The 13,509-nt window shown below is 45.6% G+C and carries 8 protein-coding genes; 4 read left to right on the top strand and 4 right to left on the bottom strand.

Translation table 11 applies throughout. The features are described from left to right. The 3 genes from Phpb_RS26780 to Phpb_RS27545 form a co-directional block, all read left to right on the top strand. A partial coding sequence (locus tag Phpb_RS26780; RefSeq protein WP_240492515.1) for a non-ribosomal peptide synthetase occupies positions 1-4,694 on the top strand: 4,694 nt, incomplete at its 5' end. A 3-nt stretch (positions 4,695-4,697) separates the two neighbouring features. After that, positions 4,698-8,867 carry a non-ribosomal peptide synthetase gene (locus Phpb_RS10685; protein ID WP_065390316.1) on the top strand — a complete coding sequence of 1,390 codons (4,170 nt, stop codon included), beginning with the start codon at positions 4,698-4,700 and terminating at the stop codon, positions 8,865-8,867. Between the two features lie 37 nt (positions 8,868-8,904). Beyond that, complete coding sequence (locus tag Phpb_RS27545) at positions 8,905-9,060, top strand: HAD hydrolase family protein (RefSeq protein ID WP_109396615.1); 156 nt, start codon at positions 8,905-8,907, stop codon at positions 9,058-9,060. Positions 9,061-9,150: 90 nt separating this feature from the next. On the opposite strand, the gene hutC is transcribed toward Phpb_RS27545, so the two are convergent. The 3 genes from hutC to hutI form a co-directional block, all read right to left on the bottom strand. Further along, positions 9,151-9,882 carry a histidine utilization transcriptional repressor HutC gene (hutC, locus tag Phpb_RS10680; RefSeq protein ID WP_205634764.1) on the bottom strand — a complete coding sequence of 244 codons (732 nt, stop codon included), beginning with the start codon at positions 9,880-9,882 and terminating at the stop codon, positions 9,151-9,153. Positions 9,883-9,987: 105 nt separating this feature from the next. Then, positions 9,988-10,944: a formimidoylglutamase gene (gene hutG, locus Phpb_RS10675; protein WP_065390315.1), complete on the bottom strand. Its 957-nt coding sequence runs from the start codon at positions 10,942-10,944 to the stop codon at positions 9,988-9,990. 18 nt (positions 10,945-10,962) lie between these two features. Then, the gene (hutI, locus tag Phpb_RS10670; protein ID WP_065390314.1) at positions 10,963-12,201 is read right to left on the bottom strand and encodes an imidazolonepropionase; all 1,239 of its coding nucleotides are present in this window, start codon (positions 12,199-12,201) and stop codon (positions 10,963-10,965) included. 236 nt (positions 12,202-12,437) lie between these two features. On the opposite strand from hutI, the gene smrB reads away from it, so the two are divergent. Next, on the top strand, positions 12,438-12,971 hold the full coding sequence (gene smrB, locus Phpb_RS10665) for an endonuclease SmrB (RefSeq protein WP_065390313.1): 534 nt from the start codon (positions 12,438-12,440) through the stop codon (positions 12,969-12,971). 20 nt (positions 12,972-12,991) lie between these two features. Here smrB and sixA read toward each other — a convergent pair whose 3' ends face one another. Beyond that, complete coding sequence (gene sixA, locus Phpb_RS10660) at positions 12,992-13,474, bottom strand: phosphohistidine phosphatase SixA (RefSeq protein ID WP_065390312.1); 483 nt, start codon at positions 13,472-13,474, stop codon at positions 12,992-12,994. Positions 13,475-13,509 lie beyond the last annotated feature (35 nt).

Genomic DNA, 13,509 nt, shown 5'->3' with positions numbered 1-13,509 from the left:
GGGGCAACTCCCTGACGGCAATTCGGCTGACCACCGCCATCCGCCGCATACTGGCAACCGAGGTCTCACTGGCGCAGTTGTTTGCGCTGAAAACCATCGCGGGCCTGACAACCCAGATGGAACAGCAGATTTATACGGTTATCCCTCATCTGGCACGAGAACGTTATCCCTTATCGTTTGCTCAGGAACGGATGCTATTTATTGAGCAATTTGAACAAGGCTCCGATACCTACCATATCCCTTATCTGGTTCAACTGGATAATGATGCCTGTCTGCCCCTGTTGGAAACCGCCATTAACCGGCTGGCTGAACGCCATACTGTAATGAAGATGGTGTACCGCAGCGATGATGACGGACAGGTTTACCCGCAGAAACTGGACAGAAATTGGGTTATCCAGTCCCAGCCCTGTGAAAATGCTGGCACGCTGTTGAGCACGGTGCGTGCTGAAATAGCCACTCCGTTTAACTTGACCGCGGAACCCAGCCTGCGCCTGCGCCACTATCAGCTTGCCGGTCAGCACTACTTATTAATGCTATGGCACCATATCGCCATTGACGGCTGGTCGGTCGATATCTTTATGGCTGAACTGGCGGAAATTTACCACGCCTTACGAGAAGGCCGTGACAGCCCGCTTCCCCCGCTGGAGATTACCTACGGCGATTACGCCGCCTGGCAACGAGACTATCTACAGGGCGATGTCCGTGAACACCAGCTCGCTTACTGGCGGCAGGCCCTGTCCGGCTACGAATCACTGGCCTTGCCCGCCGATTATCCCAGACCCACACGGGTGAATTATCAGGGCCGAGATTGCAAGTTTGTGCTGAACACCCGACTGTCTGAACAGTTAAGGCATCTGGCAAAAGCACAGGAAACCACCCTGTATACCGTGCTGCTCAGTGCCTTTTATCTCACGCTGGCAAAATTATCCGGGCAAAATGATATCGTTCTGGGGACGCCGACGGATAACCGACACCATGCCCAAACTCAGCCCCTGATTGGGATGTTTGTCAATTCACTGGCCTTAAGGATACAACTTCAACAAGCCACCAGTGTGGAAACACTGATTCAACAGACCCATCAGCGGGTAACAGAGGCTAAGGTCCATCAGGACATGCCGTTTGAACAACTGGTTGAGGCGCTGGATATTGCGCGTGATACCGCCCGCCATCCGATTTTTCAGGTGATGTTCGGGTTGCAAAGCGTTAAAGAAAATTCGCCAGACAGCCGTCTGCCGTTCAGACCGGTGACACTGGATGAGCCGTTATACAGCCCCGCTAAGTTTGACCTGAGCCTGTTTTTATCCGACGGGCAAACCGATATTACCGGATGTCTGAATTACGCTGTCAGCCTGTTTGCTGACACCACCATCGTGAGACTGGCGGGGATTTACCAGCGGGTGCTGGCAGCCTTCGTGGCAGACCAGACACAATCGCTGTCCAAAATTGACATCCTGTCCGCCCAGGAGCGCCATACCCTGCTATACCGCTGGAATCAGACCGACGCACCCTATCCGCAGGATAAAACCCTGCAACAACTGTTTGAAACCCAAACGGAAAGGACGCCGGATAACACAGCGCTGGTGTTTGAAGGCGAATCTCTGACTTATCGCCAGCTTAACGAACAGGCAAACCAACTGGCTTATGTGATCCGTGAACACTGTCAGCAACACCATCATGTCCCTGTGCAAGCGGATACCCCCATCGCCCTCTACCTCGACCGCAGTCTGAACATGGTCATCAGTATTCTGGCGGTACTGAAAGCCGGTGGCGCTTATGTACCCATTTCTCCTGAATATCCATTAGAACGGGTTCAGTTTATTTTAAGCGATACCCAATCACCCTGTGTCGTCACTCAGCAAAAGTATCTGGCAACGCTGGCGACAGACACGCAACCATACGCAGAACAACCGGTACTGGTAGCGGCGGATGACCCGACAATCACCGCAGGCCAGCCCTTGGACAATCCGGCATCGGTAAACCAATCCTCCGATTTGGCCTATATCATCTATACCTCAGGCACCACTAGCCAGCCGAAAGGCGTCATGATTGAGCACAAAAATGTGACTCATCTGGTGGCGGCACAGGCAGAAATCTTTGATGCCACAGAGAGAGAAAAAGCCTTAATGTTTGCCGCTTATGTTTTTGACGCCTCGGTTTTCGAGTTATTCCTCAGCCTGTTTCATGGTCATACAATTTACCTTTGTAGCGAAACAGAACGTAATGTCCCCGCCGCAATTGAAAAACTGATTCAGCGGGAAAACATTGAAATAGCCACCTTACCCCCTGCCATACTGAAATTATTAACGGGCGCTCAGTTGCCTTCCCTACAATTATTAGTGACCGCCGGCGAATCACCTTCTTCCGATTTTCTTGAATATTTCAGTCAACACAACGGCATACTGAATGCTTACGGCCCGACAGAAGCGACCGTTTGTGCGACAGGGAAGCTGTATCAACGGGGGGATATTGCAACAAACATTGGTAAAGCGATTAATAATGTCCGCCTTTATGTTCTTGATAATCACGGCAATCTGTCTCCTGTCGGTGCTCCGGGAGAACTGTATATCGGTGGAGCCGGGCTGGCGCGGGGGTATTTAAACCGACCAGAACTAACGACCGAACGTTTTGTGGCGAATCCCTTTGCCACCACAGCGGATAAAACCAAAGGGTATACCCGTCTGTATAAAACCGGCGATCTAGTCCGCTGGCGGCCGGATGGCACTCTGGAATATCTGGGGCGCAATGATTTTCAGGTCAAAATTCGTGGTTATCGCATTGAATTAGGCGAAATTGAGACTGCCCTTGCGACTCATCCTCAGGTCAAACAGGCGGTGGTGATTGACCGTGAGCATAACGGCCATAAAATACTGGTCGCGTATCTGGTGACGACTGGGGAATTGTCTGATGACAGCCTGATAAAACATCTCTCTTCCCGCTTGCCGGAATACATGCTACCGGCCAACTTCACCCGTATTAAGTCCGTTCCTCTGACTCTGAACGGCAAACTGGATCGCCACGCCTTACCTGAACCAATCTGGGAAGATCGAGATAGCTATGTCGCACCCCGCAATACGCTGGAAACTCAGTTCTGTACCATTTGGCAGGACGTGTTGGGACTGGAACGCATTGGTATTGAAGATAACTTTTTCCGCATTGGCGGTGATTCCATTGTCAGTATCCAATTGGTCTCAAAACTGCGTCAGGCGGGCTTTTCCCTTCAAGTTAAATCAATTTTTGAAGCACCAACAGTGGCCCGGTTAGCCCAATTGCTAGCCCTCTCATCATCTACCGTTAACGTGCTCGCAGAGCAGGGATTGTTAAGCGGGGAATTTGGCCTGTTGCCTATCCAGCAGACCTTCTTCGATTGGAATTGGCCAAATCCACATCATTGGAATCAGGCATTTATGATTCAGATCCCCGGGAATATCAAATCTTCACAGATTGAACAGGCTCTGATAATGCTGGCTGAACATCACGATATGCTACGTACCCGTTTTGTAGATACCCAAAACGGCTACCGTCAGTGCTATTCCGCAGAAATGCCATCTTCATATTCTATTTTACATCACTGTGATATCAGGGGATTAAATAAGGAAGCATTACATCAACAACTCACCCAATGGCAAAGTGGGTTCGATTACAACAACGGGCCATTATGGCAAGCAGGTCATCTGACCGGATACACGGATGGCAGTGCCAGACTATTCTTCGCATTCCACCATCTGATTATTGATGCCGTCTCCTGGCGGATTATTGCTGAACATATGCGTCTGTTATTACAAGAGATGACCTTACCACCGAAGACCAGCAGTTATCGACAATGGGTAGCGACAGTCCATCATTATGCACAGCAGCATCAGGATGAAATACCCTACTGGCAACAGGTAATAATAGGAAACGATACCAAACCCACGCAGGATAACATCACTCAGCACCTGTTAAGCATTTCTGCCGAAATGACGGACATGCTACTACATGAAGCCAATACCGGTTATCACACTGAAATTAACGATTTACTGTTGAGCGCATTGACACTGGCTTTGCAGGAGACTTTCTCCCAAGCGGTAAACTACATCACTCTGGAAGGACATGGACGGGAATCCATTGACGACACATTAGATCTTTCCGAAACCGTTGGCTGGTTTACAACTACGTACCCTGTCCGCCTGGAAATGCATACTGATATTGCAGAAACCATCATCCACACCAAAGAAATGCTTCGTGGCGTACCGAATAAAGGTATTGGTTACAGTGCGTTACATCAAGCGGGATACCTCACTGGCAATCTACCGGCCATCAGTTTCAACTACCTTGGCCAGTTAGGGGGAGCCAGCTATCAAGATTGGTCCATAACCAACGATGATTGTGGGTCTGTGTCAGACAGCAAAAATATTAACCACTTACTATTGGGCATTAATGGCGCGGTTCAGGCGGGAAAACTGCAATTCAGCGTGGATTCCCGCTTACCACAAACCCGGACGGAGATGTTCATCATAGCATTTGAGCAAGCACTGAATAACATCATTGCGACTGGTCAAAAGCAGGCTCAATTAGGCGGAATAAAAACCCCCAGTGATTACGGATTCAAAGACGTTTCAATGAAACAGCTAAATCAGCTCATTCATCGTTTTGATCATGTGAATCATGAAAATGCAGACTATCTCTCAGAAAAGAAAACTATTTTGGACGTGTAAAAGATGCTGATACTATTTAAAGAACTCAGTAAAAATCATATATCAATATGGGCCAGTGAGAATAAGTTGAAACTGGCGTTTACCGGGGAAACTCCTCCCTCCCAACTTATTGATAAGGTTAAACAGAGAAAAGAAAACATTTTAGATTTTTTAAATGAAAGAAGTATTTTCTCTGAAAATGACTTTAAAAATTTTTCTTTTAATGAAAATCATTCTGGTTCGAATACTCCAATCGTCTCCTCCAGAAATAAAATTGAAAAGATATTCCCTGCTACCAGCTTGCAACAAGGGTTTGTTTATCATCATCTGACTCAACCACAGGATGATGCCTATCGAGTACAATTGCTATTGGATTATCACACCAATATCAACTTTGCCGTTTATCAACAAGCCTGGTCACTGGCTTCACTGCGTTTCCCCATTCTCAGAACCGCATTTGATTGGGAAGGAAAAATATTACAAATCGTAACAACCGGCGCCAGTATTGGACCATCGAACTTCAAGTTCAAAGATATCAGTCAATTACCAAAAGAAGACCGAGATAAGGCGATTAACGAAGTTCAACAACATGACCGTACTCTGCCTTTTGATTTAAGTCAGCCCGGATTAATCCGCTTCACTCTCATCAGGCAGGATGAACAGTTAGTTACCCTACTGCTTACGCAACATCATTGCATTGCCGATGGCTGGAGTAACCCGATTTTATTACAAGCTGTGCATGAGTATTACAACCAATTGATAAAGGGGCAAAAACCCCAGATTGTGGTGGAACAAACTTATCTGGCAACCCAACAATATCATCTGGATCATCAAGCCGAGTCAGACACCTATTGGGCGGCACGCAAAGCCCAATTTCAGGACGCCAATGATTTTTCTGCGTTGTTAAGTCATCGCGTCGATTTAGCCCAGATAAAAAGCGTTGAAAACCCGGCAGAACAGGAACTCATTGTTCAAGGCGGCGCTTATACGCAGCTTAAAGATATGTGCCGAACACAAGGGGTGACGCTAAATGTGGCCCTGCAATTTGCCTGGCATAAACTCTTGCACAGCTACACGGGCGATACACAGACTCTTGTCGGCACCACCGTCTCCGGCCGCGATGTTCCGGTGGTGGGGATTGAATCCAGTGTTGGCCTATATATCAATACCTTGCCGCTGATAGTGCAATGGCGTCCAACAGACAGTGTAGCGGCGGTTCTACAGGATATTCAGACGGCTATCGCTGCCCTCAACAGCCACAGTGCCGTCTCACTGGCCAGTTTACAATCCGACGGGGAACGACTGTTCCACAGCTTACTGGTATTTGAAAACTACCCTGCTCCCTCGGTAAGCGAAAATCCAGCAGGTATAGAACATACTCTGACATTCCGTCAGGCCGTCGAAAAAGCGGATTATCCGGTATCGCTGGTAGCTTATGAGCACAATAACAGTCTCATCATCAAATTCAGTTATGGCAAAGACTGGCTGACAGAAGCACAGACACTGCGCATACTGGGTCAGCTTGAACGTATCCTGCACGCAGTGGCATGCAACCCAGACCAGCCACATACATCAATCACCTTCCTCAGCGAAACAGAGCGTCATACCCTGCTGCACCGCTGGAATCAAACCGATGCGCCTTACCCACAGGATAAAACCCTGCAACAACTGTTTGAAGCCCAAGCGGAAAGGACACCGGATAACGTGGCGCTGGTGTTTGAAGGCGAATCCCTGACCTACCGCCAGCTTAATGAACGGGCAAACCAGCTAGCTTATCTTATCCGTGAACGTTATCAGCAACACCATAATGTCCCTGTGCAAGCGGATACCCCCATCGCCCTCTACCTCGACCGCAGTCTGGAAATGGTCATCAGTATTTTAGCGGTACTGAAAGCCGGTGGCGCTTATGTGCCCATTTCCCCTGAATATCCATTAGAGAGGGTTCGGTTTATTTTAGACGATACCCAATCACCCTGTGTCGTCACTCAGCAAAATTATCTGGCAACGCTGGAGACAGACACGCAAACATGCGCAAAACAACGGATGCTGATAGCGGCGGATGACCCGACAATCACCGCAGGCCAGCCCGTGGACAATCCTACATCGGTAAACCAACCCTCAGATTTGGCCTATATTATCTATACCTCAGGCACCACCGGCCTGCCGAAAGGCGTCATGATTGAGCACAAAAATGTGGCTCATATGGCAGCGGCACAGGCAGAAATCTTTGATGCCGCCAAGAGAAAAAAATCCTTAATGTTTGCCGCCTATGTGTTTGATGGCTCTGTTTTCGAACTCTTCCCCAGTCTATTTAATGGCCTGACGCTTTACCTTTGCAGCGAAACAGAACGTTATGCCCAGGCAATTGAAAAACTCATTCAACGAGAACACATTGAGATAGCGACCTTACCGCCAGCCATACTCAAACTGTTAATTGGCTCACACTTACCTTCCTTGCAATTATTAGTGACCGCCGGCGAATCACCTTCTTCCGATTTTCTTGAATATTTCAGCCAACACAACGGCATACTGAATGCTTACGGCCCAACAGAAGTGACCGTTTGTGCGACAGGAAAGCAGTATCAACGTGGAGATATTGCAACAAACATTGGTAAAGCGATTAATAACACCCGCCTTTACGTTCTTGATAGTCATGGCAATCTGTCTCCTGTCGGCGTTCCGGGAGAGCTGTATATCGGCGGAGCCGGGCTGGCACGGGGGTATTTAAACCGGCCGGAACTGACCGCCGAACGTTTTGTAGAAAACCCCTTTGCCACCGCAGCAGACAAGGTTCACGGTTATACCCGTTTGTATAAAACCGGCGATTTAGTCCGCTGGCGGCCGGATGGCAATCTGGAATATCTCGGACGCAATGACTTCCAAGTCAAAATCCGTGGTTACCGCATAGAATTGGGTGAAATTGAAACTGCACTCACGTTGCTCCCACAGGTAAAACAGGCGGTGGTGATCGACTATAAGCATAACGGCCATAAAGTACTGGCGGCGTATCTAGTGACGGAAGGGAAACTCTCAGACGATGAGCTCGTCAGGCACTTATCTTCCCACCTGCCAGAACATATGGTGCCTGCCAGTTTTACCCGTATTGAAGCAGTACCCTTGACCCTGAATGGCAAAGTGGATCGGCGGGCATTACCCGCGCCGCTCTGGGGTAATAAAGACCACTATGTAGCGCCTCGCAATACACTGGAAACTCAGCTCTGTACCATTTGGCAGGCCGTATTAGGGCTGGAGCGGGTGGGTATTGATGACAATTTCTTCCGCATCGGGGGAAACTCCCTGACGGCAATTAAGCTGACCACAGCGATACGTCATGAAATGGGGGTTGATATTCCTTTAAATATTTTATTTAGTTGCAAATGCATTTCTCTGTTATCCCAATGGGTGGAAACAGGCAATACAAAACTTAGCTTGCTTAATTCATTAACACCAAAATCAACGGCAACAAATAAACTATTTATGGTTCACCCTGCTAATGCCGGTAGTGAAGTCTATGAATTTCTGGCAAACAATTTATCTAGTACGTATAACTGCATAGGCATCGATAATTATAATCTCTGTACAGATAATCAGATAGATTCACTACACCAAATAGCTCAAATTTATAAGGAGTTAATTCTGACTGAAACTTCTATTGATCAACCTATTCGTATATTAGGATGGTCATTAGGTGGACAATTAGCGATGGAGATTGCTTTTCAATTAGAACAGCTAGGTGCAAGAGAAATTCAATTGTTCTTGTTAGATACTATAATTAATAATAACGAGATAAAAGAGTTCAGAGATAACTTAAATATATCAGGTAAACATGGGCCAATCGTTGGGAAATTGCGAAAAATGGGGGCAAGTGATACCTATATTAATAAAGTTCTGGCAGCAATACCATTTGAATGTAGAATAGTTAACTGCAATTTAAGCGGGAAATTATCTCATACCAATATTACCCTATTTAAAGCTGGTCAAACAACTCCAGATTGTATAGATGAAATTCAATTAGCTATAGGTAAATTAGTAATGAAAATAGTGGATAATAATATCTCCCAATGGACAGTCAATCCATTAGTGATTACATTGATTAATGATTATTATCACGAAAATATTATTGAAGCTATTTCCATTATCAGCTCAGAAATAATCAACACTCGGTCAATTAAGGATAATATCAATATAACTTGATTACGATTAACGGGGCTGGCATTGCTGGCCCCATCAGATTAATACTAAATTACAGATATTAAAAAAGTATGTACAGGAATATGGGCTAAATTTGGAAAAGTGCGTTGCCTCTGGTGATTCTGACTCTGACCTCCCCTTATTTAATGCCCTTACCAATACGGTTGCCATAAATGGGACGGATAATAATACGTGAAATCGCATTAATTCATTACCAAGGTAATGATCTATGGCAACCCTATCAGCTCATACGGAAAAAAATCAGTTGTGAGCAATAAAGATATCGCTATGAACTGAAACGCCCTTTTAATTTATAGCGATTACCGGGAAATAACAGCCTGGCACTGGAGACAGTGTAATGAGTCGACCAAGTTCGACGACTAATTAATAAACAGGGAACTCCTGATTCAATTTGCAACAACTTACAGGATCGAGGATCGCCAGCAATAGCTTCCACAATGTGTTCACCTTCCGTTAATGGGGCAATCATTGACAAATAATCGTGTGGAGTAAGCTTAGTAAAATCCTGTTGCAAATAGCCAGGAGCCGCTTGAGCATTGACATAACGATCTTCTATCTGAACAGGAATATCATTTTCATAGTGGATAATAACCGAATGGTAAATCGGAGTACCGACGACAATATCCAATTCAGCGGCCTGTTTCACATCCGCATTCAGCTCGGATAATTTTAAGATTTTACAGCTATGCTGATGAGAACGAGCTGAAATCTCATCAGCAATGCTGTGAATTTCGAACAACGCAGATTGCCCCTTTGGTTCAGCGACAAACGATCCCACGCCTTGCAGCCGTACTAATAGTCCTTCAGCAGTCAATTCACGCAACGCGCGGTTGGCAGTCATACGGCTACAGTTAAATTGTTTAACCAATTCAGCTTCAGAGGGAACACGATCATTTGATTTCCATTCACCAGTATAAATTTTTTCAATGATGGATTGTTTCACTCTGGCATACAGAGGCGCAGGTTTGGCAAATGATCCTGATAAGTGCGTCGTCACAATAAATTCCTTATGCTGTAAAAATGTTAAGTGATTAATTACATTCACTTTATCAGGCTATCTTTGCCAAAATAAAAAACACAATAGTACTGTTATTCTAGATAATCAATACCACCAATGTGCTAATTGCCAGGCAATACGCGCCGCTGCTTTTCCACCTATGCCCTGTATGTCAAATATTGGATTGAGTTCAACCAAATCAGCCGCCTGTAGTTTACCACTCTGACAAATTGGCTGAACTAATTGCAAAAGGCGCTCTAATGGCATCCCCAATGCGGCTGGCGCAGAGACGGCTGGCATCTGATAAGCAGGTAATACATCCAAATCGATCGTCATATAAATCAAATCAACTTGCTGGAGTATATCTTGTATCTGCTGTCGCACCTTGCCCAGCATAGTTTCACGACATTGCTCATCCCAAATAATCGTGGCATTCAAATGGTTTGCCTCATCCACCAATGCCTGAGTATTAGACGCCAAACTTGCACCAATGCAAGTATAGTGAAACTGGCGTTGATGTTGCTGACAATATTCAGCAAGTTGACGAAATGGTGTGCCAGAAGTAGGTTGCGGCGATCGCCGTAAATCAAGATGAGCATCAAAGTTAATAATACCAACACGTTGATGTGGAAAAGCATCATAAATTCCAACACCATGAGCAAAAGCCGTTTCATGTCCACCACCCAATACCAAAGTACGTACATTCTGACGCTGGCATTGAGTAACGGCGTCAGATAAGGCTTGTTGTGCCTCACATAATTGATTGGGATTAGCACGAATACTTCCCAAGTCCACCAATCGATCATGCCCTTTATGACTAGCCATATTTGCCAGCGATTGCCGCAAATAATCAGGACCTTGATTGGCGCCCGGCCTTCCTTGATTACGTTTTACACCTTCATCACATTCAAACCCTAATAGAGCAATATAGTGAGAAAATTCTTCCGGCGTAAAATACGGAGACAGTTTAACTGTTTGAAAAAGCCGTAGTGCATTATCCGCTTCTGCCAAATCATTTCGTCCTTGCCAAATAGTCGGCGAAGTAGCATGCCATAAATTCATTTACCGCTCCTTATTTGTTTATATGTTGGAATGAGTCATAACGCCACGAAACACTCTGGTATTCAAAGGGGTATGGCCCAATTCATAGAAAATATCAACAGGATTTTCCGCATCCCAAACAACAAAATCGGCGTAAGCTCCCGCACGCAACTGTCCGTGACTCTGTTCTCTGCCCAATGCACGAGCCGCATGTCGGGTGACACCCAGCCATACCTCTTCTGGAGTCAATCCAAATTGGACACATGCCATATTCATAGCCATTCGCAAAGAGGCAAATGGGCTGGTTCCAGGATTAAAATCGGTAGATACGGCTATCGGCACATTAAATTGCCGCAATAAATCAATAGGTGGGCGCTGTGTTTCCTGCAAAAAGTAGAACGCGCCAGGAAGCAAAACGGCTACCGTACCACTGTGACTGAGCGCCTCAACTCCCGCCTGATCCAAATATTCAATATGATCCACAGAAAGACCATGATAGCGAGCGACCAGTTCACTTCCGCCTAAACGAGATAATTGCTCCACATGACCTTTTACTGGAATATTCCAACGTTGTGCTGCCTGAAAAAGCCGCTCAGTCTGTACCAGATTGAATCCCACACTTTCACAAAAAACATCTACTGCCTCAAACAACCCTTTTTGCCAGAGTTGTGGGAGGATATCTTCGCAAATCAGATCCATATAAGTGTCAGGATTATGCTTATATTCAGGTGGGCAAGTATGAGCAGCAAGCAATGTGGGACTGATTTCTATCGGATTATGTCGCGCCAAGTTTTGCGTAACTTGTAGCAACTTTTCTTCATTTTCCAGATTTAATCCATAACCCGATTTAATCTCAATAGTGGTTACGCCTTCGGCCATAAATGCAGCAAGACGCTGCTGCGCGGAACACTCAAGTTGTTCATGAGAACTGGCCCGAGTCGCAGAAACTGTCGCATTAATCCCTCCTCCTTGAGCACTAAGCTCAGCATAAGACACACCATTTAAACGCTGTTCCCACTCATAAGCCCGATTACCACCAAACACTAAATGGGTGTGACAATCGATTAAACCAGGGGTAATTAGGCGTTGTTGAACATCAATAACCTGACAGCAATTCGTCTGTAATGTTGCGGTGGGTAAAATAGCTAAAATTTTGTCATCACGTACCAGAAGATCATATTCTCTTAATAATCCGTAAGCTGCATTGACAGCGGGGTCCATTGTCGCCAGTCTTGCATTGCGCCAGATGATATCAGTATCACGCAGTTCTATCGCCATGATTAGCATCCTGTATTGGTCTATATCTGATAAATCAGATTTCTAGTTGTATATACATTTATTTTCCAACCAACTGTTATTGTCAAATTATTTTGTTAACTACCGAGATATGCCTTCTTATCAGCATTTTTAAACCACAAACTCGGTAAAATCAGGTTTTATTAAGCATAATTAGGTTTAATAGTTAAAAAGATGCAGTACACTTGTCACAAAATGGTTTAATTAACTGAGCAATGATGAAAAATAAATACTCCCTGAATGAGGAAGAAATTCACTTATTTCAACAATCGGTAGCAGGCACCAAACGCATTAACCAGGATACCGTCTTACATTCTCCCAGAAGAAAAAAAATCAGCTATATTGCCCCTGAACGAGTCCAGCAAGAACAAATTGATGCCAGCTACTATTTTTCTGATGAATTTCAGCCTAACCTTGATACCGAGGGTCCTACCCGTTATGTAAGGGGAGATACAAACCATTACGAATTGAAGAAATTACGTCGAGGTGACTATTCGCCAGAGCTGTTTCTTGATTTACACGGACTAACGCAAATGCAGGCCAAACAGGAAATTGGGGCATTGATCGCTGCTTGCCGTCGTGAACATGTCTATTGTGCCTGCATCATGCACGGCCACGGAAAACACATTCTCAAACAGCAAACACCTCTGTGGTTAGCTCAACACCCAGATATCATAGCTTTCCATCAAGCGCCAAAGGAATGGGGCGGCAACGCCGCACTATTGATGCTGATCGAACTTGATGAGCCTTGAGTCTATACATTGCTGGATTATTAGGCTTTTTCTGCTAATTGTGACGGACTGACCTGCCAGACAAGAGCCCCTTTGCCAGTCTGGCTGTTTAAATCTACACATATCATTGCAGAAGTTGCAAACATCGGTGGTGTTTCTGCCGGGCATAGCTCAGCAACCAGGTAGCTGACTAATGGTAAATGAGAGACAACTAAAACAGCGTTATGACCTTGCTCAGCAAGAAACTGGAGATAACTACTCACTGTAACAGCATCACCTGATGGCGTTAACCCCAACAACACTTCTTCACTATCGGGTAAAGACAAGAATTTACGAACAATCTGTAACGTCTGTTCAGCGCGAATATAAGGACTCACCAATACAAGATCAATTTGATGCTTTTGCTGTGCTAACCAACAAGCCATTTTTTGCGATTCATCACAACCGCGAGGAGTCAGTTGCCGGGCGGCATCGCTCATTGCATCTAAAGCCGCGTCACCATGACGCATAATAAAAATTTGCATAGTCCACCGTATGAATGAGTAAGTGCAGTTATTCT

Origin of the sequence: Photorhabdus namnaonensis (assembly GCF_001684335.1) — a bacterium.
Classification (GTDB): domain Bacteria; phylum Pseudomonadota; class Gammaproteobacteria; order Enterobacterales; family Enterobacteriaceae; genus Photorhabdus; species Photorhabdus namnaonensis.
Note: the sequence above shows the minus strand (reverse complement) of the source record. Positions and strands in the feature narration are given on the sequence as shown.